A 26,185-nucleotide genomic window follows, 5' to 3' on the forward strand; every position below is an offset into this window, starting at 1 on the left:
TGCGATGGTCGAGGTGCTGATTTCAGATGCGTTGGGGCGGTGTGCGCCATTCCCTTCGCTGAAGAGAATGGCGCGAGTGACGGGGCTCGAACCCGCGACCTCCGGCGTGACAGGCCGGCACTCTAACCAACTGAGCTACACCCGCGTTTCCCGAACCGAAGCGCTGTGCGCCGCGGCGAGGGGCGTCGTTTAGGCGGGGCCGCCGCACACGTCAAGCGGCCCCGCTGTGGATAAGTGAAAATATCGCGAGACCTCCGTTACTTGGCCGCAGCGGCGGCCTGCGGCGGCGCCACGGGACCGGCGATTCCGCCGTCGGTGGGCAGGTGCGAGGCCACGGCGGGCGGGGGCGGTTCGTAGTGGACGCCCACGCCCGGCCCCAGCGGCAGGTCCAGCGCCACCCAGGTCGCCACCATGATCAGGCCCGCGATCAGGAAGGCCCCCGCATAGGGCAGCATGGTGGCCATCAGCGAGCCGAGGCCGAAGCGCGGGTCCCAGCGCTGGGCGAAGGTCAGGATCAGCGGGAAGTAACTCATCAGCGGGGTGGCGATGTTGGTGACGCTGTCGCCCATGCGATAGGCGGCGGTCGTCATCTCGGGGCTGATGCCCAGCAGCATGAACATGGGCACGACGATGGGCGCCAGCGCCGACCACTTGGCTGAGGCCGAGCCGATGAACAGGTCAAAGACGCAGGACACCAGCACCACCACGATCAGCAGCAGCGGCGTCGGCAGGGCCAACTCGCGCAACGAGGCGGCGGCGTTGACCGCCAGGATCGGCCCCAGACCGGACCAGTTGAACATGGCGACGAAGTGGGCGGCGAAGAAGGCCAGGACGATATAGGGGGCTAACTGACTGATCCCCTCGCGCATCATGCGGACCAGGTCATGGTGCGACTTGATCGAGCCGGAGCCGACGCCGAAGGCGGCGCCCGCCCCAAAGAAGGTCAGGGCGAAGAAGGCGACCAGCGAGCGATACAGCGGGTTGAAGCGCTGGGCCGGCTCTGCATCCGCATCGACGAAGGGCGAGCCGGGCAGGAGGGTGACGATGGTCCACAGCGCGATCATCGACAGGATGGTCAGGCCGGCAAAGATCAGGCCGCGCTTTTCCATCGCTGAAAGCGGCTGCTTTTCCTCGGCGGTGGCGGGCGCAGCCGAGGTGGGGACCCACGGCCCGAGACGCGGCTCGATCACCCGGTCGGTCAGGAACCAGACGATTGGGGTGAAGACGAAGACGACGCCGACGATGAAGAACCAGTTGCCGGCGATGCTGACGGCGTAGGACGGATCGATCAGGTGGGCGGCCGGTTCGGTGATGCCCAGAATCAGCGCGTCGCTGGCGCCGGGGAAGAGATTGCCTGCGTATCCGCCCGACACGGCGGCGAATCCGGCGGCCAGACCTGCCAGCGGATGGCGCCCCGCAGCGGCGAAGATGACGGCCGCCAGAGGAATGACCACGACATAGGAGGCGTCAGAGGCATGGTGCGACACCATGCCGGTCACCACGACGATCGGCGTCAAGATGAATCGCGGGGCATTCAGCAGGGCGCCGCGAATGGCGGTCGAGAACATGCCGGTCCGCTCGGCGACGGACGCGCCGTAAATAATTGTGATCACGATCCCCAGAGGTGGAAAATCGGCCAGGGTGCGCGGCATGCCGATGAAGAGCCGCTCCAGATTGGCGGGCGACAACAGGCTCTCGGCCTGCAGCACATCGCCCGTCACCGGGTTGACCGCTGACCAGCCCAGACCTGCGCCGACCAGGCTGAGGACAATCAGGCCCAGGATAAGCCACAGAAAGAGAAAAACAGGATCGGGCAGACGATTGCCGACGCGCTCAATGGTGTTCAGCAAGCGGGCTGCCAGGCTCATGCTGCGACCTTCATTACAGAGGTATGGGGAAGCCGCCATTTACGCGTATCGTTGGTGCGGGCGCCAACCGCGGGGGCTGCGGCAAAACGCGCAAAGGCTTGCGAACCATTCTCAACAAAAAACCTTTGCCGACATGGGTTTGAACCCCGGCGAGGTTGGGTCTAAGAAGCCCCGAATCCGCCCCCTCCCTCGGCGGGCGAGGCAGCTCGAATGAACGCATTTCTTCTGGAATACCTCCCGATCGTCGTTTTCCTGGCGATCGCAGCCGTCCTGGGCCTCGGCTTTATGCTGGCCGCCTGGGCTCTGGCGCCGAAAAACCCCGACACCGAAAAGCTGTCGGCCTATGAGTGCGGCTTCAACGCCTTTGACGACGCACGCATGAAGTTCGACGTCCGGTTCTACCTGGTGTCGATCCTCTTCATCATCTTTGACCTGGAAGTGGCCTTCCTGTTCCCCTGGGCGGTGTCGATGTTCGACCTGTCGACGGGCGGCATGGTCTTCGCCTTCTGGTCGATGATGATCTTCCTCGGCGTCCTCACCGTCGGCTTTATCTACGAATGGAAGAAGGGAGCGCTGGAATGGCAATAATCGCGCCTTCGTCGCCCTTGGCGTCGTCCCTGGTCCCCGCCGGCTCGGCCGCGCGCTCGACCGTTGAGGGCTACGACCCCAAAATCCACGACAAGTTCTTCGAGGCGGTGAACACCGAGCTCGGCGAGCAGGGCTTCCTGACGACCTCGCTCGACGACGTCATCAACTGGGCCCGCACCGGTTCGCTGATGTGGATGTCGTTCGGTCTGGCCTGCTGCGCCGTCGAAATGATCCACCTGTCGATGCCGCGCTTCGACCTGGAACGCTTCGGCACGGCCCCGCGCGGTTCCCCGCGTCAGTCGGACCTGATGATCGTCGCCGGCACCCTGACCAACAAGATGGCTCCGGCCCTGCGCAAGGTCTATGACCAGATGCCGGACCCGCGCTACGTCATCTCGATGGGCAGCTGCGCCAACGGCGGCGGCTATTATCACTACAGCTACAGCGTCGTGCGCGGTTGCGATCGCGTGGTGCCGGTGGACGTTTACGTTCCGGGCTGCCCGCCGACCGCAGAAGCCCTGCTGTACGGCATCCTGCAACTGCAGAAGAAGATCCGCCGCACGGGGACGATCGAGCGATGAGCGAACTGGTGCGCGTCGCGGAGCGCGAATCCGCCCTGACCCCGCTGGGGACCGAAATGGTGGCGGCTCTCGGTGTCGAGGCCGTCGTCGCCTATGGCGAGCTGACCCTGATCGCCCCGCGCGAGAACATCGTCGCCGTCATGACGGCTCTGCGCGATCAATTCGGCTTCCAACTGCTGATGGACGCCTGCGGCGCCGACTACCCGGACCGGGCCGAGCGTTTCGAGGTGGTCTATCACCTGCTGTCGCTGACCCGCGCCGCGCGCGTCCGCGTCAAGGTCTCGACCGATGAAGTGAAGCCGGTGCCCAGCGTGGTTTCGGTCTATCCGTCGGCCGGCTGGTTCGAGCGTGAAGCCTTCGACATGTACGGCATGATCTTCTCGGATCACCCCGACATGCGCCGCATCCTGACCGACTACGGTTTCCAGGGGCACCCGCTGCGCAAGGACTTCCCGATGACGGGCTATGTCGAGGTCCGCTACGACGAAGAGCAGAAGCGCGTGGTCTATGAGCCGGTCAAGCTGGCCCAGGAATATCGCAACTTCGACTTCCTCTCTCCGTGGGAAGGCGCTGAATATCCGACCGTCCTGCCGGGCGACGAGAAGGCGGGAGCCAAGTAATGGCTGACGGCAACAACACCCCCGCGACGACCGCTCCCAAGGCGATCGACCCGTTCGAGGACTATGAAGACGGCCTGACCCCGCACGCGCGGGCGATGGACGACCGCAAGTTCACCATCAACTTCGGCCCGCAACACCCGGCCGCACACGGCGTGCTGCGTCTGGTGCTGGAGCTGGACGGCGAGCTGGTGACCCGCGTCGATCCGCATATCGGCCTGCTGCACCGCGGCACCGAGAAGCTGATGGAGTCGCGCACCTATCTACAGAACATCCCCTACCTGGACCGGCTGGACTACGTCTCGCCGATGAACCAGGAGCACGCCTTCTGCCTGGCCATCGAGCGCCTGCTGGAACTGGACGTGCCGTATCGCGGCCAATTGATCCGGGTCCTGTATTCGGAAATGGGCCGCATCCTGAACCACCTGTTGAACACGACCATGCAAGCCATGGACGTGGGCGCCCTGACCCCGCCGCTGTGGGGCCACGAAGAGCGCGAGAAGCTGATGGTCTTCTACGAGCGCGCTTGCGGCGCCCGTCTGCACGCCAACTACTTCCGTCCCGGCGGCGTCCATCAGGACCTGACGCCGGAGCTGGTCGACGACATCGGCCGCTGGTGCGCCGAGTTCCCGGCCAAGCTGGCGGACATCGAGAGCCTGGTCACCGAGAACCGCATCTTCAAGCAACGCAACGTCGACATCGGCGTGGTGTCCAAGGAAGAGGCCCTGGCCTGGGGCTTCTCGGGCGTCATGCTGCGCGGCTCGGACATCGCCTGGGACCTGCGCAAGGCCACGCCCTACGACTGCTACGCCGACCTCGAGTTCGACATCGCCGTCGGCAAGAACGGCGACTGCTGGGATCGCTACCTCTGCCGCATCGAAGAGATGAAGCAGTCGATCCGCATCATGGAGCAGTGCATCCACAAGCTGCGCAACTGCCCTGGCGAGCCGGTCCTGGCCGAGAACAACAAGGTCACCCCGCCGCGTCGCGGTGAGATGAAGCGCTCGATGGAAGCGCTGATCCACCACTTCAAGCTTTACACCGAGGGCTTCAAGACGCCCGAGGGTGAGGTCTATGCGGCTGTCGAAGCGCCCAAGGGCGAGTTCGGCGTCTATCTGGTGTCGGACGGCACCAACAAACCCTACCGCGTCAAGCTGTCGGCCCCTGGGTTCCGCCACCTGCAGGCGATGGACTGGATGAACACAGGCCACATGCTGGCGGACGTGTCGGCCATCCTCGGCTCGCTCGACATGGTGTTCGGAGAAGTGGACCGATGAGCGTTCGTCGCCTCGCCAAGGAACAACCTGAATCCTTCGCCTTTTCAAAGGACACGAAGGCCAAGGCCGAGTGGTGGATCAAGAAGTATCCTGACAGCCGTCGCCAGTCGGCGGTGATCCCGGTCCTGTGGCTGGTCCAGAAGCAGGAAGGCTGGGTCTCGGAACCCTCCATCCGCGCCGTCGCCGATCTGCTGGGCATGGCCTATATCCGGGTGCTGGAGGTGGCGACCTTCTACACTCAGTTCCAGCTGGAACCGGTCGGTAAGGCCGCGCTGATCCAGGTCTGCGGCACCACCCCCTGTATGCTGCGCGGCGCCAATGAGCTGATGCGCGTCTGCAAGGAGAAGATTGGCGACAAGGACGTCCTGTCCGCCGACGGTCGCTTCACCTGGCAGGAAGTCGAGTGCCTGGGCGCCTGCTCCAATGCGCCGATGGCCCAGATCAACGACTACTACTACGAAGACCTGACGCCCGAGACGATGGCCCAGATTATCGACGACTTCGCCGCCGGCAAGTCGCCGAAGCCGGGTTCACGCGTCGGTCGTCACACCTCCGAGCCCGAAGGCGGCGCCAAGGTCCTGACGGACCCGACACTGTACGACGGCTCGCGCGCCAAGAAGATCAAGTCGCTGCCGAACTCCAAGCCGGCGGCTGAGAAGGCTCCGGCCTGATGACGAGACCGAACCTCGACAGCGATGAGGGCAGGGCGGCCTACCGGGCCGAGCTGCGTCGCGTCGGCTGGCCCCTGCGTTGGGGCGGGCTGGCGTTGATCATCATTGCAGCGGGCATGGTTCTGGCGGTCAAGGACGGCAAGTGGCTGTCGGAAGACCTGCTGATCGTCGCCTATGGCCTTCTGGCCGCCGGCTGGGCGCTGGTCGTTACGGCTATTTTCATGCGCACCCGCCACCACAAGCGCCGTCTGGCGGAAGGACTTTAAGGGCTCATGGTCGGAATCCTCGAAGACAAGGATCGCATCTTCACCAACCTCTACGGCTTCCATGATTGGGGCCTGGAGGGTGCGAAGCAGCGCGGCGCGTGGAACGCCACCAAGGACATGCTGGACCTTGGCCGCGACTGGATCATCAACAACGTCAAGAATTCGGGCCTGCGCGGACGCGGCGGCGCCGGTTTCTCGACCGGCCTGAAGTGGTCCTTCATGCCCAAGGAAGTGAAGGATCGTCCTCACTACCTGGTCATCAACGCCGACGAATCCGAGCCCGCGACCTGCAAGGACCGCGAGATCATGCGCCATGATCCGCAGTTGCTGATTGAGGGCGCGCTGATCGCCTCCTTCGCGATGCAGGCCCACGCCTGCTACATCTACCTGCGCGGCGAATATGTGCTGGAGCGCGAGCGCATGGAAGCCGCCGTCAAGCAGGCCTATGAGGCCAAGCTGATCGGCGACAACAACGTCCACGGCTGGGACTTCCACGTCTATATCCACCACGGCGCCGGCGCTTACATCTGCGGCGAAGAGACGGCTCTGCTGGAATCGCTGGAAGGCAAGAAGGGCCAGCCGCGCCTGAAGCCGCCGTTCCCGGCCGGCGCCGGTCTGTACGGCTGCCCGACGACCGTGAACAACGTGGAATCGATTGCCGTGGTCGGCACCATCCTGCGTCGCGGTGCGGACTGGTTCGCCAGCTTCGGTCGTCCGAACAACACCGGCACCAAGCTGATGTCCCTGTCGGGCCACGTGAACACGCCCTGCGTGATCGAAGAAGCCATGTCGATCCCGCTGCGCCAGCTGATCGAGGATCACGGCGGCGGCGTGCGCGGCGGTTGGGGCAACCTGAAAGCCATCATTCCCGGCGGCGCGTCCTGCCCGGTCATCACGCGCGAACAGGCTGAAACCGTCCTGATGGATTTCGACTCCATGCGCGAAATGCGTTCGTCGCTGGGGACGGCCGGCGTGACCGTCATGGACGAGTCGACCGACATCGTTAAGGCGATCGCCCGCATCAGCTACTTCTTCAAGCACGAGAGCTGCGGCCAGTGCACGCCGTGCCGCGAAGGCACGGGCTGGATGTGGCGCGTGCTGGAACGCATGGCCGTCGGCGACGCCGATCCTTCGGAAATCGACCTGCTGCTCGACGTGGCCGGTCAGGTCGAAGGCCACACCATCTGCGCCCTCGGCGATGCCGCGGCCTGGCCCGTTCAGGGCCTGATCCGCCACTTCCGCCACGAGATCGAAGACCGCATCAACACCTACCGCAGCCGCCGCGCGAACTTCGCCGGCCACGCGATCGCGGCGGAGTAATCGTAATGCCTATCGCCAAGGTCAACGGCGTCGAAACCGAGTTCGAGCCCGGCATGACGGTTCTGCAGGTCGCAGAACTGGCAGGCCAGGAGATCCCGCGTTTCTGCTACCACGAGCGTCTGTCCATCGCCGGCAACTGCCGGATGTGCCTGGTTGAAGTGAAGCCCGGACCGCCGAAGCCGCAAGCTTCGTGCGCGCTTCCGGCTGCCGAAGGTCAGGAGATCTTCACCGACACGCCGATGGTCAAGAAGGCCCGCGAAGGGGTGATGGAGTTCCTGCTCATCAACCACCCGTTGGATTGCCCGATCTGCGATCAGGGCGGCGAGTGCGACCTGCAGGACCAGGCCGTCGGCTACGGCCGTGACGGTTCGCGCTACGGCGAGAACAAGCGCGCGGTCGAAGAAAAGAACATGGGCCCGACGGTCAAGACGTTCATGACGCGCTGCATCCAGTGCACGCGTTGCGTTCGCTTCATCACCGAAGTGGCCGGCGTGCCGGACATCGGCATGATCTCGCGCGGCGAAAGCGCCGAGATCACGACCTATCTGGAAAAGAATATCGACAGCGAGCTGTCGGGCAACGTCAACGACCTGTGCCCGGTGGGCGCGCTGACGCACCGTCCCTGGCAGTACCACTATCGTCCGTGGGAGCTGAAGAAGACCGAGACCGTCGACGTCATGGACGCCCTGGGCTCGAACATCCGCGCCGATGCGCGCGGGGCCGAGGTCATGCGCGTGCTGCCGCGCGTGAATGAGGGCATCAACGAAGAGTGGCTGTCGGACAAGAGCCGTTACGCCGTTGACGGTCTGGCCCGCCAGCGTCTGGATCGCCCCTTCGTGCGCGAAAACGGCAAGCTGCGCGCCGCCTCGTGGGACGAGGCCCTGAACGCTGTCGCCGCCAAGCTGAAGTCGGCCTCGGCTGACCGCATCGGCGTCATCGCTGGCGACCTGCAGGACGCCGAGTCGATGAAGGCGACGCTGGACCTGTTCCGCGCCCTGGGCTCGGCCAACACCGACTGCCGCCAGGACGGCGCCGCGATCGGGCAGGGGGCTCGCGAGGGCTGGCTGTTCAACTCCGGCCTGCAAGGTATTGAAAACGCTGACGCCATCCTGATCGTCGGCGCCAATCCGCGCACCGAAGCGCCGTTGCTCAACGCCCGCATCCGCAAGGTCTGGCTGAAGGGCGTCGCCGAGATCGGCGTCATCGGCGAACAGGTCGACCTGACCTATGACTACAACTATCTCGGCGCTGGCTCGAAAACGGTCGGCAAGCTGCCCAAGGCGGCCGTCGACTTCCTGACCAAGGCTGAACGCCCGGCGATCATCGTCGGCGCGGGCGCCCTGATCGGCGACACCGGCGCGGCCGTGCTGAACGCCCTGGGCGCGCTGGCCAAGAAGGTCGGCGTGGTCAAGGACGGCTGGAACGGCTTCAACGTCCTGCACACCGCCGCCGCCCGCGTCGGCGGTCTGGACATGGGCTTCGTCCCTGCCGAGGGCGGTCTGGACGTGGCCGGCATGCTGAAGCCGGGCGCGCTGGACGTTCTGTTCCTGCTGGGGGCGGACGAAGTGAACGCTTCGGGCTCGGACGCCTTCCGTGTCTATCTGGGTTCGCACGGCGACCGCGGCGCGCACGGCGCCGACGTCATCCTGCCGGGCGCCGCCTATACTGAGAAGTCGGGCCTCTATGTGAACACCGAGGGCCGGGTGCAGATGGCCGAGCGCGTCGTCTTCCCGAAGGGCGAGGCGAAGGAAGACTGGGCCGTCATCCGCGCCCTGTCGGAACGCGTGGGTCACAAGCTGCCGTTCGACACGCTGGAGCAACTGCGCGCCAAGCTGATGGGCGACCATCCGACCTTTGGCCGCATCGATTATCTGGCGCCGGCTCAGTCGTTCGACGTGGCGGCTCTAGGCGCCAAGGGCGACCTGGGCGACGTCGCCTTCGTCTCGACCATCGTCGATCCCTACCTGACCAACCCGATCGCGCGCGCCAGCGAAACCATGGCCGAGCTGTCCGCTGAGCGGACTGCCCCGGTCGTACTGGCGGCGGAGTAAATCATGGACGCTGCGACCTCCTTCTGGGCCACCCCCATCGGCTGGACCCTCGCCACCATCGGCGGCATCCTGATCGTCACGGTCGGGATCTTGATCTCGCTCGCCTTCCTGCTGCTGGCGGACCGCAAGATCTGGGCCGGCGTTCAGCTGCGGAAAGGCCCCAACGTGGTCGGCCCCTTCGGCCTGCTGCAGTCCTTCGCCGACTTCTTCAAGTTCGTGCTCAAGGAAATCGTCGTCCCGTCGGGCTCTGACAAGGTCGTCTTCCTGGCCGCGCCGCTGATCACCTTCATCCTGGCCTTCATCGCCTGGGCGGTGATCCCGTTTGCGCCGGGCTGGGTCATCTCGGACCTGAACGTCGGGGTGCTCTACATCCTCGCGATCAGCTCGCTGGGCGTTTACGGCATCATCATGGGCGGCTGGGCTTCGAACTCGAAGTATCCGTTCCTGGGTTCGCTGCGTTCGGCGGCGCAGATGGTGTCCTATGAGGTCTCGATGGGCCTGGTTATCATCAACGTCATTCTGCTGGCCGGGACGATGAACCTGACCGAGATCGTCACCCAGCAAACCGGGTGGATCTGGAACTGGAACATGTTCGGCGGCGGCCTCGAGACCCTGCCGACCATCGTGGTCATGATCCCGATGACGATCGTCTTCTTCATCTCGGCCCTGGCCGAGACCAACCGCCCGCCCTTCGACCTTCCTGAAGCGGAATCGGAACTGGTGGCCGGCTATCAGGTCGAATATTCGTCGACCCCCTATCTGCTGTTCATGATCGGCGAGTACGCCAACATCGTCTTCATGTGCGCCATGATCAGCCTGCTGTTCTGCGGCGGCTGGAACCCGGGTTTCCCGACCGACTTCCTGGACAGCTGGCCGACCTTCCTGGCCAACCTGTTCTACTTCCTGGTCCTGGCGACCAAGATCGTCTTCTGGTTCTTCATGATCGCCCTGGTGAAGGCCTTTGTGCCTCGCTACCGCTACGACCAGCTGATGCGTCTGGGCTGGAAGATCTTCCTGCCGGCCTCGCTGGTGGCTGTGGTGGTCGTGGCGGCCTGGCGTGTCTTCGCGGTGGGCGCGTGATGGGCGTTCGCGCCACATCACTGCTTGCGCTGGCCCTCGCCGCCGGCCTGTCGGCCTGCACCTTCAAGCCGATGGAGCCGGCTGCGCCCGAAAGCGCAGGTGCTCGTCTGGAGCGGGTGGAACGCGAACGGCGCGAGGAAGGCGACAAGCGCGCCTATTGTCAGCGTCTGTCGCGCGATGATCCGCGTTTCGACCGCGACGATTGCAAGCGGCAGGTGGGCGGATGAAACAGGCCGTCGTGATGATGATCGCCCTGGCCGCGCCCTTGCTGGCGTCGGCCTGTGCGCCGTATGAGGCCGATCCGGTCTCGGTCTATCAATGGGAACGCAAGGTGGAGCAGGTGCAGCGGCAGGAAGCCGAACGCCTTCGTGTCTGCGGAACCCTCGACAAGGAAAGCGCGCGCTATCAACGCGAGTGCGCCGGAGTGAAATCGTAATGCTGACCCGTATCGTTCAGGCGGCCAAGGGCGCGATGCTGACCGACGTGTTCGGCGCCGTCGGCCTGTCGCTGAAATACATGGCCAAGCCCAAGGCCACCGTGAACTATCCGTTCGAGCGCAACCCGCAGTCGCCGCGCTTCCGTGGCGAACACGCGCTGCGCCGCTATCCGAACGGCGAAGAACGCTGCATCGCCTGCAAGCTGTGCGAAGCCATCTGCCCCGCCCAGGCCATCACCATCGAGGCCGAACCGCGCGCCGACGGCAGCCGCCGCACGACCCGCTACGACATCGACATGGTCAAATGCATCTACTGCGGCCTGTGCCAGGAGGCCTGCCCGGTGGACGCCATCGTCGAGGGACCGAACAGCGAGTTCGCCACCGAGACGCGCGAAGAACTGCTCTATGACAAGGCCCGACTGCTGGACAATGGCGACCGCTGGGAACGGCTGATCGCGAAGAATCTGGAACTCGACGCTCCGTATCGCTAAACCGAGCCGCGATTCCGCCATGGGATCGCAGCGCAAGATTTTGAAGGGGGCTTTGTCCCACCCATGCTGCAAGGCATAGCGTTTTATCTTCTGGCGACGGTCGCCGTGGTCTCAGGCCTTCTGGTCGTGACCGCGCGCAATCCCGTGCACTCCGTCCTGTGGCTGATCCTCAGCTTCTTCTCGGCCGCCGGCCTGTTCGTCCTGCTGGGCGCAGAGTTCCTGGCGATGCTGCTGGTGGTCGTCTACGTCGGCGCCGTCGCGGTGCTGTTCCTGTTCGTAGTCATGATGCTGGACGTCGATTTCGTCCGCCTCCGCGAAGGCTACGCCCGCTACCTGCCGCTGGCGGGGATCGTCGCCGGCGTGCTGCTGGCTGAGATGATCATGGTGTCGATCACCGTGGTCCAGGGCGGCGCGGCCAAGGCAGCCATCGCCCCCGTCGTTGCGGGCGCTGACGCCAGCAACATCGAGACCATCGGCCGCGTGCTCTACACGGACTACGTCTATTTCTTCCAGGCTGCGGGCATTGTGCTGCTGATCGCCATGATCGGCGCCATCGTCCTGACCCTGCGTCACCGCCCCGGCGTGCGTCGCCAGGACCTGGCCGCACAGGCCAACCGCGAACGCGCCAAGGCCGTCGAGGTCAAGTCGGTCGCCACCGGCCAGGGCGTCACCCCCGAGGAGCTTCTGTGATGGACATCTCGCTCCAGCACTATCTGGCGGTCGCCGCCATGCTGTTCACCATCGGCGTGTTCGGCATCTTCGTGAACCGCAAGAACGTCATCATCATCCTGATGTCGGTCGAGCTGATCCTGCTCGCGGTGAACATCAACTTCGTCGCCTTCTCGACCTATCTCAATGACGTGTCGGGTCAGCTGATGGCCATGTTCGTCCTGACCGTCGCTGCGGCTGAAGCCGCCGTCGGCCTGGCGATCCTCGTGACCTTCTTCCGTAACCGCGGCGATATCGCGGTTGACGACGCCTCCGTGATGAAGGGCTGATCGGAACGTGACTATCCAGACTCTCGTCACTCTCGGCGTCTTCGCCCCCCTTCTGGGGGCGATGATCGCTGGCTTCTTCGGTCGCAGGATCGGGAACATCGCCTCGCAGTCGGTCACGACCGGCCTGCTGTTCTTCTCGTGCGCGGTCTCGTGGATCGTGTTCAGCCAGTGGACCTGGGGCGGGCTCGAAGCCTTCACCGTCCACATCGCGCCCTTCATCCACGTTGGCGACTTCCAGTCGAACTGGTCGATCCGCGTGGATGCCATGTCGGCCACCATGCTGATCGTGGTGACGACGGTGTCGTCGCTGGTTCACCTCTATTCCTGGGGCTACATGGCCGAGGACGACAGCCGTCCTCGCTTCTTCGCCTACCTGTCGCTGTTCACCTTCATGATGCTGGCGCTGGTGACGGCCGCCGACTTCCTGCAGATGTTCTTCGGCTGGGAAGGCGTGGGTCTGGCGTCCTATCTGCTGATCGGCTTCTGGTACAAGAAGGACACCGCCTCGGCCGCCGCCATCAAGGCCTTCGTGGTCAACCGCGTCGGCGACTTCGGCTTCCTGCTGGGCATGATGACCATCTTCTGGATGTTCGGCACGATCCAGTTCGCCGAACTGTTCCCGCAGATCGCCGGCAAGGCCGGCACGGGTTGGGACTTCCTGGGCCACACCTGGTCCGCCTTGGATCTGGCCGGTCTGCTGCTGTTCATCGGCGCCATGGGCAAGTCGGCCCAGTTCTTCCTGCACACCTGGCTGCCGGACGCCATGGAAGGCCCGACGCCTGTGTCGGCCCTGATCCACGCGGCGACCATGGTCACCGCCGGCGTCTATATGGTCTGCCTGCTGTCGCCGCTCTATGAGCACGCGCCCGTCGCCTCGCTGTTCATCGCCATCATCGGCGGGATCACGGCCATCTTCGCCGCGACCGTCGGCATGATGCAGAACGACATCAAGCGCGTGATCGCCTATTCGACCTGCTCGCAGCTGGGGTACATGTTCTTCGCTGCTGGCGTCGGCGCCTATCAGCCCGCCATGTTCCACCTGTTCACGCACGCCTTCTTCAAGGCCCTGCTGTTCCTGGGCGCCGGTTCGGTGATCCACGGCATGCACCACGAGCAGGACATGCGGAACATGGGCGGCCTGTGGAAGCTGCTGCCCATCACCTATGCGGTCATGATGATCGGCACGATCGCCATCACCGGCCTGGGTCTGCCCGGCGTCGGCGGCTTCGCTGGCTTCTATTCCAAGGACTCTATCCTCGAGAGCGCCTATGCAGCGGCGACGAGCGGCCATTCGGCGGCAGGCATGTTCGCCTTCGTTATCGGCATCTCTGCGGCCCTGCTGACGGCCTACTACTCGTGGCGCCTGGTCTTCATGACCTTCCACGGCACCGCCAAGTGGAAGGAAGAGGAGGGCGCTCACCATGCGGACGCCCATGCTCATGACGCGCACGGTCACGACGACCACGCCCATGACGATCATGCGCACGACGACCACCATCATGGCCCGCTGTCGCCGCATGAGAGCCCGCTGCCCATGGTCCTGCCGCTGCTGGTGCTGTCGATCGGCGCCATGTTCGCGGGCATGATCTTCGCCCCGCACTTCATCGGCCACCACGAGGCCGAGTTCTGGCGCGGCGCCATCTTCGTCGGCAGCAACAACCACGTCCTGCACGAGAGCCACAACGTCCCGACCTGGGTGAAGTGGGCGCCGCTGGTCGTGACCCTGCTGGGCACCTTCGCCGCCTTCTGGATCTATGTCCTCAAGGAAGGCGTCGCCAAGCAGTGGGCCGACCGCAAGGGCCCGCTGTGGTCCTTCCTCTACAACAAGTGGTTCTTCGATGAGCTGTATGACGCCGTCTTCGTTAAGGGCACGAAGGCCCTCGGCGACTTCTTCTGGAAGATCGGCGACGTGAAGATCATCGACGGTCTGGGCCCCAATGGTGCGGCCTGGGCTTCGCTGAAGTCGGCTGGGTGGCTGTCCCGCTTCCAGTCCGGTTTCGTCTACTTCTATGCATTCGTGATGCTGATCGGCGTGGCTGCGTTCCTTGCCTTCGCCATCTTCACGTGGGGAGCCTGAGCCTCGTGCCTCACATTCTGAGCATCGTCACCTTCCTGCCGCTGGTCGGCGCCGGCCTGCTGCTTCTTGCCGGCATGCTGAACAAGGGCGGCCAGGACGCCGCGGCGCCGGCCGCGCGCTGGATCGCCCTGGGCACCACGCTCGTGGTGTTGGCCGTGTCCGTCCTGCTGGTGGCCCAGTTCGATCCGTCGAACCCGGCCTATCAGTTCGTTGAAAACTACGCCTGGTTCGCCGGTGCCGGTTATCACCTTGGCGTGGACGGGATCTCGATCCTGTTCGTCCTGCTGACCGCCTTCCTGATGCCGATCTGCATCATCGCCAGCTGGAAATCGATCGAGACGCGCGTCGTCGAATACATGATCGCCTTCCTGGTGCTGGAGACCCTGGTCATCGGCGTCTTCACGTCGCTGGACCTGTTCCTCTTCTACATCTTCTTCGAAGGCACTCTGGTGCCGATGTTCCTGATCATCGGCATCTGGGGCGGGGCGAACCGGATCTACGCCTCGTACAAGTTCTTCCTCTACACCCTGCTGGGGTCGGTGCTGATGCTGCTGGCCATGCTGTGGATGGCCCATGAGACGGGCACCACCAGCATCCCCGAGCTGAAGAAGTACGCCTTCGACCCGGCCGTTCAGCCGATCCTGTGGCTGGCCTTCTTCGCCTCGTTCGCGGTCAAGATGCCGATGTGGCCGGTCCACACCTGGCTGCCCGACGCCCACGTTCAGGCCCCGACGGCCGGTTCGGTCATCCTGGCCGGCATCCTGCTGAAGCTGGGCGGCTACGGCTTCATCCTGTTCAACCTGCCGATGTTCCCGCAGGCGTCGCAGATGTTCACGCCCCTGGTCTTCACCCTGTCGGTGATCGCCGTGGTCTACACCTCGCTGGTCGCCTTCCGTCAGACGGACATCAAGAAGCTGATCGCCTATTCGTCGGTCGCCCACATGGGCTTCGTGACCATGGGCATCTTCGCCGGCAATGACACCGGCGTTCAGGGCGCGGTCTTCCAGATGCTGAGCCACGGCCTGATCTCGGGCGCACTCTTCCTCTGCGTCGGCGTGGTCTATGACCGGATGCACACCCGCGAGATCGCCTTCTACGGCGGCCTGACGGCGCGCATGCCCTGGTATGCGGCCATCTTCCTGATGTTCACCATGGCCAACGTCGGCCTGCCGGGCACCTCGGGCTTCATCGGCGAAGTGCTGACCATGACCGGCGCCTATCAGGTCTCGACCTGGACGGCCCTGATCGCGGCCTCGGGCGTCATCTTCTCGGCGGTTTACGCCCTGACGCTGTTCCGCAACGTCATGTACGGCGAGATCAAGAACCCGGCGCTGCAGACCATCACGGATATCGACAAGCGCGAGCTGCTGATCTTCGTGCCGCTGATCGTCGGCACCATCTGGCTGGGCCTCTATCCCAACGCCGTCCTCGACTACACCGGGCCGACCGTTGAGGCCCTGACGACCGCCTATCGCGCAGCCATCGGCGGGTGAGAGCATAATGACTGATCTGTCTTCCGCCCTTCAACTCGCCGCCCCGGAGCTGACCCTTGCGGTCGGCGGGTTGGTGCTGCTCATGCTCGGCGCCTTCACCGGCGAGAAGTCGACGCGCCTGATTTCGGGCCTGTCGATCCTGCTGCTGGCCGCCGCCTCGGTGCTAGCTGCGGTCGGTCCGCTGGGCACGGCCTTCAACGGCGCCTATGTGGCCGATCCTCTGGCCGTCTATGGCAAGGTCGCCATCTTCCTGTCGGCAGCGGTCGCCATCGTCCTGGGTGACGGCTGGATCCACCGCAACGGCATCGCCAAGTTCGAATACCCCGTCCTGATCGTGCTGGCCTCGGTCGGCATGTCGATGATGGCCTCGTCAGGCGACCTGATCTCGCTCTACATCGGCATCGAGATGCACTCGCTGGCCCTCTACGTCCTGGCCGCCTATCACCGCGACAATCTGAAGGCCTCGGAAGCCGGCCTGAAGTATTTCGTCCTGGGCGCCCTGTCGTCGGGCCTGCTGCTCTACGGCGCCAGCCTGATCTACGGCTTCGCCGGTTCGATGCGCTTCGTCGACATCGCCGCCTTCGCCACCGCCAACCCGGGCCCGGGCCTGATCTTCGGTCTGGTCTTCCTGATCTGCGGTCTGGCGTTCAAGGTTTCGGCCGCACCGTTCCACATGTGGACGCCCGACGTCTATGAGGGCGCCCCGACCCCGGTCGTGGCCCTGTTCGCCACGGCGCCCAAGATCGCGGCCATGGTGCTGATCATCCGCGTCCTAGTCGAAGGCTTCGGCGTGGCGCACGGTCAGTGGGCCCAGGTCATCATCCTGATCTCGCTGATCAGCTTCGCTGTCGGCTCGTTCGGCGGTCTGATGCAAAAGGACATCCAGCGCCTGCTGGCCTATTCCTCGATCATCAACATCGGCTACGCCCTGCTGGGCGTGGCGGCGGGCACCGAGGCGGGCGTTCAGGCCACGCTGATGTTCATGACCCTCTATGTCATGGACCAGTTCGGCTTCTTCGCTGTCCTGCTGTCGCTGAGCCGCAATGGGCGTCCGATCCGCAAGATCGCCGACCTGGCCGGTCTGAAGAAGGATCGTCCGCTGACGGCGGTGGCCCTGACCATCCTGTCGCTATCGGCGGTCGGCATCCCGCCCATGTCGGGCTTCTGGGGCAAGTTCTTCGTCTTCGGTGCCGCTGCCGACGCGGGCTACTGGATGGCCGGCGCTGCCGGTCTGGTCGCCTCGGTCGTGGCCGGCTTCTACTACCTGCGCATCATCAAGGTGATGTGGTTCGATACGCCGGAGTTCGACGTGACGACCGACAAGTCGCCGCTGGAAGCCAAGTGGGTCGCCCTCGCGGCCGCCGCCTTCTGCTTCCCGCTGGTGATCGTCGCCCTGACCTGGCTGGAGCCGCTGACCCGCGCTGCCGCCTCGGGCGTCGGCGTCGGGTAAGGGCGCTTGGCCGCCCCGGTCCTGATCCTCGACGAAACTGACTCCACCAACGCCGAGGCGCGACGCCGCGCCGAGGCGGGTGAGGTCGGGCCGCTGTGGATCACGGCGCGGCGCCAGAGCGCCGGTCGCGGCCGTCGCGGTCGCAAGTGGGAGAGCGAGGGCGGCAATCTCTTCTCCAGCCTGCTGCTGCTGACGCGAAAATCCCCCGCTGAGGCGGCGCAGTTGACCTTTGCCGCCTCCCTGGCCGTGGCGGACTTGCTGGATCGCTATGTCCCGCCGGCTCTGGTCAGGATCAAATGGCCCAATGACGTGTTGCTGGACGGTCGCAAGACCTCGGGCATCCTGATCGAGTCGGGGCCTGCGCCGACAGGCGGCCTGTGGCTGGCGGTCGGCATCGGCGTGAATCTGAGCCAGACGCCGGGCGACACCGAGCGACCCGCCACCTGCATCGCCGAGCATCTGGGGCAGGGGATCGCCTTGGCCCCGACCGTCGATGAGGCGGCTAAGGCCCTGGCCGAGACCTTCGGCGTCTGGCTGGACCGCTGGACCACCCTGGGCTTCCAGCCCATTCTCGACGCCTGGATCGCGCGGACCCCTGGTCTGCACGGCCCCTGCACGGCGCGGCTGACCAACGAGACCCTGACCGGCACAGCCGACGGGGTCGAGGCCGACGGCTCCCTGCGCCTGAAACTGCTGGACGGATCGCTGCGGGTGATCTCCGCTGGCGACGTCTTTTTCGGAGAGGCCGCCTGATGCTGCTGGCGATCGAGCAAGGCAACACCAACACCCTGTTCGCCGTCCACGACGGCACAGAATGGATCGCCCAGTGGCGCACGGCCACCGACGCGATGCGCACGGCGGACGAATACGCCGTCTGGCTGCACCAGCTGTTCGAGATGCGCGGCCAGAAGCTGGGCAGCGGCCTGACCATGAAGGACCTGGACGGCTGCATCATCTCCAGCGTGGTGCCGCAGTCGATCTTCAACCTGCGCAACCTGGCGCGCCGCTATATCGCGGTTGAACCTCTTGTGATTGGCGAGAACGTCAACCTCGGCATCGAAGTGCGCATTCCCAAGCCCAGCGAGGCCGGGGCCGACCGACTGGTCAACGCCATCGGTGCCCTTCAAATGTATGAGGGCGACCTGCTGCTGATCGACAGCGGCACGGCCACGACCTTTGACGTGGTGTCCGGCGGCGCCGAGCGGGGGCAGGGGGCTTTCGAGGGCGGGCTGATCGCCCCGGGCATCAACCTGTCGCTGCAGGCCCTGCACGAAGCGGCGGCCAAGCTGCCTCGTATCGCCATTCAACGCCCCGATGTCGTCATCGGGCGCGACACCGTCACCTCCATGCAATCGGGCGTCTTCTGGGGCTATATCGCCCTGATCGAAGGCCTGGTGGACCGCATCAAGACCGAGTGGGGCAAGCCCATGACGGTCGTCGGCACCGGCGGCGTCGCCTCGCTGTTTGAGGGCTCCACACAATCAATCGACCGGTTCGATCCGGACCTGACTATCCGCGGCCTACTCGAAATCTGGCGGCGGAATACCCACCTCTAGGGACGCATGACAAAGAAAACTCAAAACGATGAACTCGTCTTCCTGCCGCTGGGCGGCTCGAACGAGATCGGCATGAACCTCAACGCCTATGGCTTCGGCCCGGCGCACGACCGCAAGTGGATTCTGGTCGACGTCGGCGTGACCTTCGGCGACCCGTCCACGCCCGGCGTGGACGTGATCGTGCCCGATCCGTCCTTCCTGGAAGGCGAGAACATCCTGGGTATCGTGCTGACGCACGCCCACGAAGACCACATCGGCGCCCTGGGCTGGCTGTGGCCGCGCCTGCAGGCGCCGCTCTATGCGACGCCCTTCACCGCCTATCTGATCCGCGAGAAGCTGCGCGACGCCAATCTTCTGGATCAGGTCGAGCTGAACGAAATTCCGTTGGGCGGCGACCTGAACCTGGGTCCGTTCGACGTGACCTTCGTCACCATCACCCACTCGATCGCCGAGCCGAACGGTCTGGCCATCAAGACCCCGCTGGGCACCGTCCTGCACACCGGCGACTGGAAGATCGACAATGATCCGGTCGTGGGCGAGCGCACCGACGTCGAGACGATCAAGCGCCTCGGCGACGAAGGCGTGCTGGCCATGGTCTGCGACAGCACCAACGTCTTCGTGGACGGCGTGGCCGGTTCCGAAGGCGACGTGAAGGTGGCTATGGCCGACCTGATCAAGGACCTGAAGGGCCGCGTCGCCGTGGGCTGCTTTGCCTCCAACGTCGCGCGCATGGACAGCGTCATCCGCGCCGCCGAGGCTGCTGGCCGCCGCGTGGCCCTGGCCGGTCGTTCGATGCACCGCATCAGCGCCGCCGCCAAGTCGGTCGGGATGCTGAGCGACGTCAAACCCTTCCTGAGTGAGCAGGAGGCCCGCGTCTGGCCCGCCGACGAGATCCTGTATCTGTGCACCGGCAGCCAGGGCGAGGTCCGCGCGGCCCTGTCGCGCGTGGCCGAAGGCACCCACCCCTTCATCAAGCTGGGCAAGGGCGACCACTGCATCTTCTCGTCGCGCGTCATTCCGGGCAACGAGCTGTCGATCGGCCGCCTGCAGGACAAGATGGCCGACCGGGGCGTGCGCCTCTACACCGAGAAGGACCATCCGGGCATCCACGTCTCGGGCCACCCGTGCCGTGACGAACTGCGCGAGATGTACAGCTGGGCCCGTCCGCAGATCGCGGTGCCGACCCACGGCATGCGCCGTCACCTCATGGAACACGCCAACCTGGCCAAGGACATGCAGGTCCCGGAAACCGTGACGCCGCGCAATGGCGACATGGTGCGTCTGGCCCCTGGACCCGCGGCCATCATCGACGAAGTGCCCTCGGGCCGTCTGTTCGTCGATGGCGGGATGCTGGTCGAAGAGGCGGGCGAGGCCCTGCGCGAGCGCCGTCACGCCGCCTCCAACGGCGTGCTGGTCGTCAGCTTCGCTATGGACAAGCGCGGCAAGATCGTCAGCGACATCGACGTGCGCGGCATCGGCTTGCCGGGCGATGAGGACCGTCCGCTGGGCGACATCCTCGACGATCTGGCCGAGCGCGCCGAACAGGCGGTTCGCAAGTTGAAGGGCGAGGCTCTGGACGATGAGCTGGTGGTCGAACAGGCCGTCAGCCGCGTGCTGAAGAAGGCCAGCCAGCAGATCTGGGATCGCCGTCCCATCGTCGAAACCGTCATCCTGCGCCTCTAATGACGGACCGGCTGTATCTGCTGAACGCCGACTGGTTCGACGATCAAGGCGGGCCCTGGTACTGCCCGCCCGGCGCTCGCATCGAGGGCGTACTGGGCCTCTATCCGCGTCTGCGCGAGCAGGTCCAGGTCACGCACCTGGACCACCCCCGCCCGCGCGCGGCCGTGGTGGCCGAGGTGGGGGAGGCCAACCAGAGCTGCCCCCTGCTGGTGCTGGACGGCGAGTTCGACTGGCCCGACGCCCAGGTCAGCGAGGAGACGGGCGCCCGCTTCCTGCAGGACGACGACATTCTGCCCTACTGGGCGGCCCGCTACGGCATCGGCCGCCCGCACCCGTAGGCGGAAAATCATACGAACTTCCTTCCCCCTCGAGGGGGAAGGGCCGGGGATAGGGGTGTGTGCGCCGAGGTCGAAGGCGTAGCGTTTGAGGCTAGACCGTCTGCGTCTCCTGCGTCGAACCGGCAAAGGCAGCGACTTCACCCCCACCCAACCCTCCCCCCTCGAGGGGGAGGGCTATTTGTTAGGCATCACCCGCCCAGCGTGACCTTGCGATAATTGTCCTTGTCCAGCGCACCAATCTCGACCGAGATCTGCGCCGGGCCGGCATAGGGCTTCACTCCCGCCAGCAGGGCCGCCTGAACCGCCTCGCCCAGGGCCGTCTTCTGCTCTTGTGTGCGCCCGGTCAGGATGCGCAGGTCGCAATGGACCATGGCTTGGGTCGGGTCGCCGTCGGCGATGATCAGGTCGTCGCAGCGCACGATGCGAGTCTTGCACGCTTTCGTCGTGGCGCCGACTACGTCCACGCACAGTTGATGGATCTCCAGCGCCAGGGCGCGCCAATCTGTCCCGTCGAAATGGGGGGAGTGTTCCAGGGTGATCTGTGGCATGAGGGCGTCCTTGTTTCGCGCCCTTCCTTAGCCCGCTGACGACGCGGACGGAATGAAAAGGGCGCACGAACTGATGGATGGAATGCCCCGATGCCTCTTGGCCCCTTTACCCTGGTGGCGCTGTATCTGACCTCGTGGTGGATCGTGCTGTTCACGATCCTGCCGCTGGGTTCGTCGAAGCAGGCCGAGACGCCGCCGACCGACGGCAGCCAGTGGGGCGCCCCTGCCAATCCCCAGTTGAAGAAGAAATTCATCACCACGACCTGGGTGTCGGCCATCGTCTGGGCCGTCATCGTCTTCATCGTCTGGTCGGGGTGGATGCCTCTGCCCGACTTCAGCCGCGGTCCTGCGCTCTAGCTTTCGCCCCATTCGCCCGGTTAACCTCGGGCCAGACTGATTTTGCAGAGATTCTCCCATGCGCCTGTCGCGCTACTTCCTGCCGACCCTCAAAGAAGCCCCTTCCGACGCCCAGATCGTGTCGCACCAGCTGATGCTGCGCGCCGGCATGATCAAACAGGAGGCCGCCGGCATCTACGCCTGGCTGCCGCTGGGCCTGCGCGTGCTGCGCAAGATCGAAGGCATCGTTCGTGAGGAGCAGGTCAAGGCCGGCGCCGTGGAACTGTTGATGCCGACGCTTCAACTGGCCGACCTGTGGCGTGAGAGCGGCCGCTACGACGCCTATGGCCCGGAGATGCTGCGCATCACCGACCGCCATGAGCGCGAGCTGCTGTACGGACCGACCAACGAGGAAATGGTCACCGACATCTTCCGAGCCTATGTGAAGAGCTACAAGGCTCTGCCGCTGAACCTCTTCCACATCCAGTGGAAGTTCCGCGACGAGCGCCGCCCGCGCTTCGGCGTCATGCGCGGCCGCGAGTTCCTGATGAAGGACGCCTATTCCTTCGATCTGGACGAGGCCTCGGCCCGCATCGCCTACAAGCGGATGTTCGCCGCCTACCTGAACACCTTCTCGCGTCTGGGCCTGAAGGCCGTGCCGATGCGCGCCGACACTGGCCCGATCGGCGGCGACCTGAGCCACGAGTTCATCGTTCTGGCCGAGACCGGCGAGAGCGAGGTCTTCTGCGACCGCAAGCTGGTCGAGATGGACGCGCCCGGCCACAACCTCAGCGTCGAGCAACTGGAAGGCGTGTTCAACGAGCGCACCGCCCTCTACGCCGCGACCGAGGAAATGCACGACGCGGCCCAGTTCGAGACCCAGACCGCCGAGGGCGACCGCCTGTCGGCGCGCGGCATCGAGGTCGGCCACATCTTCTACTTCGGCACGAAGTACTCGGCCCCGATGAAGGCCAAGGTCGCCGGGCCGGACGGTCAGGACACCGAGGTCCACATGGGCAGCTACGGCGTCGGCGTGTCGCGTCTGATGGGCGCCATCATCGAGGCCAGCCACGACGCCGGCGGCGTCATCTGGCCGGACTCGGTCGCCCCGTTCGACGTGGTGGTCATCAACCTGCGCGCCAGCGACGACGCCGTCTCGGCCGCCTGTGAAGAGGCCGTGGCCAAGCTGGAAGCCCTGGGCAAGGACGTCCTCTACGACGACACCGACGAGCGTCCGGGCGGCAAGTTCGCCACCGCCGACCTGATCGGCGTGCCGTGGCAACTGACCATCGGTCCCAAGGGCCTGGCCGACGGCGTGGTCGAACTGAAGCGCCGCGCCACCGGCGAGAAGCAAACCCTGTCGCTGGACGCCGCCCTGGAGCTGCTGACGAAATGACCGACGCCGCGACGGCCTCCGCGCCGCCCGCCGTGAAACCGGCCGGTCCCTTCTCCGCCTGGGAGATCGGACTGGCCCTTCGCTACCTTCGCGCCAAGCGCAAGGAGGGCGGGGTCGCTCTGATCGCGATCATCAGCTTCGTCGGCATCATGCTGGCTGTGGCGGTGCTGATCAGCGTGATGAGCATCATGGCCGGCTTCCGCAGCGAACTGCTGGGGCGGATGCTGTCGTTCAACGGGCATATGTATGTCCAGGGGCCCGTGCTGACCTCGCCTGACCGCGACGCGGCGGTGAAGCGGATCAGCGACGTGCCGGGCGTGGTCTCGGTGACGCCATTGACGGAATCCCCCGCCATGTTCCGCGCCGGCGGCCAGATGACCGGCGGCATCGTGCGTGGCGTGCGGCCTCAGGACCTGGCCTCGACCAAGTTCGTTTATGACAGCCTGACGCCCGAGATGCGGGAAAGCTTCGGGCGCGGTCAGTACGGCGGCGACGACATCCTGATCGGCAAGGCTCTGGCCGACCAGATGGGCCTCAGCGTCGGCAGCGCCATCTCCATCTATTCCCCGACCGGCGCCGACAGCGCCTTCGGCAACCTCGGCGGTCTGGAAAAGACCTACCGCGTCGGCGGCATCTTCAGCTCCGGCACCGCAGACTACGACCGAGCCTTTATCTTCATGCCGCTGGAACAGGCCCAGCTCTTCTTCGGCAAGGAGGGCGTCTGGGACGTGATCGAGATGAAGGTCGCCGAGCCCGATCAGGTCGAAACCCTGCTGACGCCGGTGCAGCAGGCCGCCGGGCCGGGCAGCATCGTCACCGACTGGCGCGTCCGTCTGGCCGCCTTCTGGGGTGCGCTGAAAGTCGAGCGCGTGGCCATGAGCATCATCCTGGGTCTGGTCGTCGCCATCGCCGCCATGAACATCATTTCCGGCATCGTCATGCTGGTGAAGAACAAGACCCGCGACATCGCCATCCTGCGCACCGTGGGGGCCAGCCCCTCGTCGATCCTGCGCATCTTCTTCGTCTCGGGCGCGGCCATCGGCATCGGCGGCACCATCGCCGGTCTGGTGCTGGGCCTGCTGTTCTGCCTCAACATCGGCACGATCCAGCACTTCCTCGAAGGCTTGCTGGGGGTCCAGCTGTTCAACGCGGACGTCTATATGCTGGACGCCATCCCGGCCCTGGTCGATCCGTGGGACGTGACCTGGGTGGCGGTCTTCTCCTTCTTCATGAGCTGCCTCGCCAGCCTGCCGCCGTCGTGGAACGCGTCGCGGATCGACCCGGTGGAGGCCCTGCGCTTTGAATAGTCCGCTGAACAAGACGCCGACGCTCAGCCTGCGCGGCATCACCCGCACCTATCCGACTGCTTCCGGCGGGCTGACGGTGCTGAAGGGCGTTGATCTGGACGTCATGCCGGGCGAGGTCGTCGGCCTGATCGGGCCGTCCGGTTCGGGCAAGTCGAGCCTGCTGCACGCGGCCGGTCTGCTGGAACGGCCGACCAACGGTCAGGTCATGATCGACGGCGAGGACGTCGGCGGTCTGGACGAGCGGGCGCGCACGCGCCTACGCCTGTCGCGGATCGGTTTCGTCTATCAATTCCATCACCTGCTGCCGGAATTTGATGCACGCGATAATGTCGCCCTGCCGATGCGCATCGCCGGTCACTCCGAGGCTGAGGCGCGTCGCCGGGCCGAGGCCCTGCTGACCAGCCTGGGTCTGGGCGAGCGCTTCACCCACCAGCCTGCGCAACTGTCGGGCGGCGAGCAGCAGCGCGTCGCCATCGCCCGCTCGCTGGCCAATAGCCCGCGCCTGCTGCTGGCGGACGAGCCGACCGGCAACCTGGACCCCGCCAACAGCCATGCGGTGTTCGAGGCCCTGCGCGCACTGGCCAAGACCACGGGCGTCGCCGCCCTGATCGCCACCCACAACATGGAGCTGGCCGGCCATATGGACCGCGTCTTCGCCCTGAAGGATGGTCATCTGGAAGAACGCGCCGCTGAGGCCCAGACCTACTAGGCCGACTGGATCAGGCGACAGCCTCGGCGCGGTTTTTGATCACGCCGAGGACGTTGCGGTGGAAGTCGCCGAGGAAGACGCCGCCCCACCAGGCTGCGTAGCCATTCATCGGCGTGCGGATCCAGTAGCGGGTGGTCAGGATCAGGTCAGAACCGCCGTCCGCCGTCGCCTCGATCCGATAGCGGCCTTCCTCCAGTCGCAGGTAGGCGCTGTCGACCGTCAGGTGCTCGTCGAGGATCAGGCGCGACGCGTCTGGCCCGACATGGAAGGTCCAGGCGAGGGCGCGCTCGGGCGACCATTCAGTGATGTGCTCCTCGAAGTTCACGCCTCGCGCCCATTGCAGATGGCGAACAGCGCCGACGCCGCTGCCCTCCATCCGGGCATCCTGAGGCCGGGGTATGCCGACCAGGTCATGGCTGAAATTCCAGCGGTGCTCGCCGTCCTTGATGGCGCGGATGTCGGTCAGGTTTTTCCAGACGACATCAGGCGCGGCGTCGATGTGAATGCGGCTGACGACCTCGCGGGTCTGGGCTGGCGGCGGGCGATCCGCCTCAACCGGAACGCCGACTAGCGGCAGGGCCAGCAGGCCGAGACAGGCTATGCGACCCGGGCGGCTCTTCATGACGCTTCCCGCGATCACGCCGCCCAAAATGCCGGAGCCGTAGAAAATCGGCGCAGCCATCACCAGGCAGACCGAACCTTCGCGCAGGACCACGCCGGCGCAGACCAACATGACCGTAACGGTCAGGGCTGAAATGCCGGCGTGAGAGCCGCTACCCTTGATCCGCTTTGGGTCCGACACGGCGACGGCGAGGATGCAGGCCGCGATCGGCGCTCCCAGCAGGAAGCCCACCAGCAGCATCCCTGAATCGGGCGCATTCAGTCGGGTCCAGCCATAGATGCCCAGCGCGTAGAATAGACCGCAGACGATGGCGACCATGAAGCCGCGATAGGCGGGCGCCTCCTTCGGCGGAATGGGCAGGGGGCTCAGGCCGGGACGATCAGCAGTCATGACCCGACCATGACCAGCTTTGTCGTTCACCGCCAG

28 protein-coding genes and 1 tRNA gene are annotated in these 26,185 nt (G+C 65.4%); 25 read left to right on the forward strand and 4 right to left on the reverse strand.

Translation table 11 applies throughout. The annotated features are described in order from the left end of the window. Positions 1-68: 68 nt before the first annotated feature. Together CQ039_RS04825 and CQ039_RS04830 are read right to left on the reverse strand one after the other, a co-directional pair. Positions 69-145: transfer RNA gene (locus tag CQ039_RS04825), tRNA-Asp, on the reverse strand. A 112-nt stretch (positions 146-257) separates the two neighbouring features. Beyond that, positions 258-1,868, reverse strand: coding sequence for an AbgT family transporter (locus tag CQ039_RS04830; protein ID WP_105563444.1), 1,611 nt, complete (start codon positions 1,866-1,868; stop codon positions 258-260). A gap of 210 nt (positions 1,869-2,078) precedes the next feature. On the opposite strand from CQ039_RS04830, the gene CQ039_RS04835 reads away from it, so the two are divergent. The 21 genes from CQ039_RS04835 to CQ039_RS04935 all read left to right on the forward strand — a co-directional run bounded on the left by CQ039_RS04835 (position 2,079) and on the right by CQ039_RS04935 (position 20,841). Next, complete coding sequence (locus CQ039_RS04835; protein WP_105563443.1) at positions 2,079-2,456, forward strand: NADH-quinone oxidoreductase subunit A; 378 nt, start codon at positions 2,079-2,081, stop codon at positions 2,454-2,456. Continuing rightward, positions 2,426-3,037 (forward strand): NADH-quinone oxidoreductase subunit B family protein, encoded by a 612-nt coding sequence (locus CQ039_RS04840; protein ID WP_105563442.1) that lies wholly within the window; start codon positions 2,426-2,428, stop codon positions 3,035-3,037. Before CQ039_RS04835 ends, CQ039_RS04840 begins: the two co-directional genes overlap by 31 nt. Continuing rightward, positions 3,034-3,657 (forward strand): NADH-quinone oxidoreductase subunit C, encoded by a 624-nt coding sequence (locus tag CQ039_RS04845; protein ID WP_105563441.1) that lies wholly within the window; start codon positions 3,034-3,036, stop codon positions 3,655-3,657. Before CQ039_RS04840 ends, CQ039_RS04845 begins: the two co-directional genes overlap by 4 nt. A gap of 95 nt (positions 3,658-3,752) precedes the next feature. After that, complete coding sequence (locus CQ039_RS04850; protein ID WP_199183565.1) at positions 3,753-4,931, forward strand: NADH-quinone oxidoreductase subunit D; 1,179 nt, start codon at positions 3,753-3,755, stop codon at positions 4,929-4,931. Then, positions 4,928-5,602 carry an NADH-quinone oxidoreductase subunit NuoE gene (gene nuoE / locus CQ039_RS04855; protein ID WP_105563439.1) on the forward strand — a complete coding sequence of 225 codons (675 nt, stop codon included), beginning with the start codon at positions 4,928-4,930 and terminating at the stop codon, positions 5,600-5,602. The genes CQ039_RS04850 and nuoE overlap by 4 nt, the downstream gene beginning before the upstream one ends. Beyond that, the gene (locus tag CQ039_RS04860) at positions 5,602-5,868 is read left to right on the forward strand and encodes a hypothetical protein (RefSeq protein WP_105563438.1); all 267 of its coding nucleotides are present in this window, start codon (positions 5,602-5,604) and stop codon (positions 5,866-5,868) included. Before nuoE ends, CQ039_RS04860 begins: the two co-directional genes overlap by 1 nt. A 6-nt stretch (positions 5,869-5,874) precedes the next feature. After that, complete coding sequence (gene nuoF / locus CQ039_RS04865) at positions 5,875-7,188, forward strand: NADH-quinone oxidoreductase subunit NuoF (RefSeq protein WP_105563437.1); 1,314 nt, start codon at positions 5,875-5,877, stop codon at positions 7,186-7,188. A 5-nt stretch (positions 7,189-7,193) separates the two neighbouring features. Then, positions 7,194-9,239 carry an NADH-quinone oxidoreductase subunit NuoG gene (gene nuoG, locus CQ039_RS04870; RefSeq protein WP_105563436.1) on the forward strand — a complete coding sequence of 682 codons (2,046 nt, stop codon included), beginning with the start codon at positions 7,194-7,196 and terminating at the stop codon, positions 9,237-9,239. Positions 9,240-9,242: 3 nt separating this feature from the next. After that, complete coding sequence (gene nuoH, locus CQ039_RS04875) at positions 9,243-10,319, forward strand: NADH-quinone oxidoreductase subunit NuoH (protein ID WP_105563435.1); 1,077 nt, start codon at positions 9,243-9,245, stop codon at positions 10,317-10,319. Next, positions 10,319-10,546: a hypothetical protein gene (locus CQ039_RS04880; RefSeq protein ID WP_105563434.1), complete on the forward strand. Its 228-nt coding sequence runs from the start codon at positions 10,319-10,321 to the stop codon at positions 10,544-10,546. Before nuoH ends, CQ039_RS04880 begins: the two co-directional genes overlap by 1 nt. Then, positions 10,543-10,755: a hypothetical protein gene (locus tag CQ039_RS04885; protein WP_105563433.1), complete on the forward strand. Its 213-nt coding sequence runs from the start codon at positions 10,543-10,545 to the stop codon at positions 10,753-10,755. Before CQ039_RS04880 ends, CQ039_RS04885 begins: the two co-directional genes overlap by 4 nt. Then, positions 10,755-11,246, forward strand: a complete 492-nt coding sequence (gene nuoI / locus CQ039_RS04890) for an NADH-quinone oxidoreductase subunit NuoI (protein WP_003170180.1) — start codon at positions 10,755-10,757, stop codon at positions 11,244-11,246. Before CQ039_RS04885 ends, nuoI begins: the two co-directional genes overlap by 1 nt. 63 nt (positions 11,247-11,309) lie before the next feature. Further along, positions 11,310-11,936: an NADH-quinone oxidoreductase subunit J gene (locus CQ039_RS04895; protein ID WP_105563432.1), complete on the forward strand. Its 627-nt coding sequence runs from the start codon at positions 11,310-11,312 to the stop codon at positions 11,934-11,936. Further along, on the forward strand, positions 11,936-12,244 hold the full coding sequence (gene nuoK, locus CQ039_RS04900) for an NADH-quinone oxidoreductase subunit NuoK (RefSeq protein ID WP_105563431.1): 309 nt from the start codon (positions 11,936-11,938) through the stop codon (positions 12,242-12,244). Before CQ039_RS04895 ends, nuoK begins: the two co-directional genes overlap by 1 nt. A 13-nt stretch (positions 12,245-12,257) precedes the next feature. Beyond that, positions 12,258-14,321 carry an NADH-quinone oxidoreductase subunit L gene (gene nuoL, locus CQ039_RS04905; RefSeq protein WP_199183564.1) on the forward strand — a complete coding sequence of 688 codons (2,064 nt, stop codon included), beginning with the start codon at positions 12,258-12,260 and terminating at the stop codon, positions 14,319-14,321. 5 nt (positions 14,322-14,326) lie between these two features. Beyond that, positions 14,327-15,814 carry an NADH-quinone oxidoreductase subunit M gene (locus CQ039_RS04910; RefSeq protein WP_105563429.1) on the forward strand — a complete coding sequence of 496 codons (1,488 nt, stop codon included), beginning with the start codon at positions 14,327-14,329 and terminating at the stop codon, positions 15,812-15,814. Positions 15,815-15,821: 7 nt separating this feature from the next. After that, positions 15,822-17,264: an NADH-quinone oxidoreductase subunit NuoN gene (nuoN, locus tag CQ039_RS04915; RefSeq protein ID WP_105563428.1), complete on the forward strand. Its 1,443-nt coding sequence runs from the start codon at positions 15,822-15,824 to the stop codon at positions 17,262-17,264. A gap of 6 nt (positions 17,265-17,270) precedes the next feature. Next, complete coding sequence (locus CQ039_RS04920; protein WP_105563427.1) at positions 17,271-18,017, forward strand: biotin--[acetyl-CoA-carboxylase] ligase; 747 nt, start codon at positions 17,271-17,273, stop codon at positions 18,015-18,017. Beyond that, the gene (locus CQ039_RS04925) at positions 18,014-18,820 is read left to right on the forward strand and encodes a type III pantothenate kinase (protein WP_105563426.1); all 807 of its coding nucleotides are present in this window, start codon (positions 18,014-18,016) and stop codon (positions 18,818-18,820) included. Before CQ039_RS04920 ends, CQ039_RS04925 begins: the two co-directional genes overlap by 4 nt. 6 nt (positions 18,821-18,826) lie before the next feature. Continuing rightward, positions 18,827-20,503 carry a ribonuclease J gene (locus CQ039_RS04930; RefSeq protein ID WP_105563425.1) on the forward strand — a complete coding sequence of 559 codons (1,677 nt, stop codon included), beginning with the start codon at positions 18,827-18,829 and terminating at the stop codon, positions 20,501-20,503. After that, positions 20,503-20,841, forward strand: a complete 339-nt coding sequence (locus tag CQ039_RS04935) for a DUF3088 family protein (protein ID WP_105563424.1) — start codon at positions 20,503-20,505, stop codon at positions 20,839-20,841. Before CQ039_RS04930 ends, CQ039_RS04935 begins: the two co-directional genes overlap by 1 nt. A gap of 188 nt (positions 20,842-21,029) precedes the next feature. Here the strand turns inward: CQ039_RS04935 and CQ039_RS04940 are convergent, their stop codons facing one another. Continuing rightward, a complete protein-coding gene (locus CQ039_RS04940) occupies positions 21,030-21,389 on the reverse strand; it encodes a 5-carboxymethyl-2-hydroxymuconate Delta-isomerase (RefSeq protein ID WP_105563423.1) in 360 nt (119 codons plus the stop codon). Between the two features lie 90 nt (positions 21,390-21,479). On the opposite strand from CQ039_RS04940, the gene CQ039_RS04945 reads away from it, so the two are divergent. Genes CQ039_RS04945 through CQ039_RS04960 form a run of 4 tightly spaced genes read left to right on the forward strand, consistent with a single transcriptional unit; the run spans position 21,480 to position 25,137 of the window. Then, positions 21,480-21,746: a DUF1467 family protein gene (locus CQ039_RS04945; protein ID WP_105563422.1), complete on the forward strand. Its 267-nt coding sequence runs from the start codon at positions 21,480-21,482 to the stop codon at positions 21,744-21,746. A 58-nt stretch (positions 21,747-21,804) separates the two neighbouring features. Continuing rightward, a complete protein-coding gene (proS, locus tag CQ039_RS04950) occupies positions 21,805-23,121 on the forward strand; it encodes a proline--tRNA ligase (RefSeq protein ID WP_105563421.1) in 1,317 nt (438 codons plus the stop codon). Next, positions 23,118-24,428, forward strand: a complete 1,311-nt coding sequence (locus tag CQ039_RS04955) for a lipoprotein-releasing ABC transporter permease subunit (protein WP_105563420.1) — start codon at positions 23,118-23,120, stop codon at positions 24,426-24,428. Before proS ends, CQ039_RS04955 begins: the two co-directional genes overlap by 4 nt. After that, positions 24,421-25,137 carry an ABC transporter ATP-binding protein gene (locus CQ039_RS04960; protein ID WP_233190213.1) on the forward strand — a complete coding sequence of 239 codons (717 nt, stop codon included), beginning with the start codon at positions 24,421-24,423 and terminating at the stop codon, positions 25,135-25,137. Before CQ039_RS04955 ends, CQ039_RS04960 begins: the two co-directional genes overlap by 8 nt. 10 nt (positions 25,138-25,147) lie before the next feature. Here CQ039_RS04960 and CQ039_RS04965 read toward each other — a convergent pair whose 3' ends face one another. Further along, the gene (locus tag CQ039_RS04965) at positions 25,148-26,149 is read right to left on the reverse strand and encodes an SRPBCC family protein (protein ID WP_105563419.1); all 1,002 of its coding nucleotides are present in this window, start codon (positions 26,147-26,149) and stop codon (positions 25,148-25,150) included. Between the last annotated feature and the right edge of the window lie 36 nt (positions 26,150-26,185).

The organism is Brevundimonas sp. MYb52, from assembly GCF_002979535.1.
Classification (GTDB): Bacteria; Pseudomonadota; Alphaproteobacteria; order Caulobacterales; family Caulobacteraceae; genus Brevundimonas.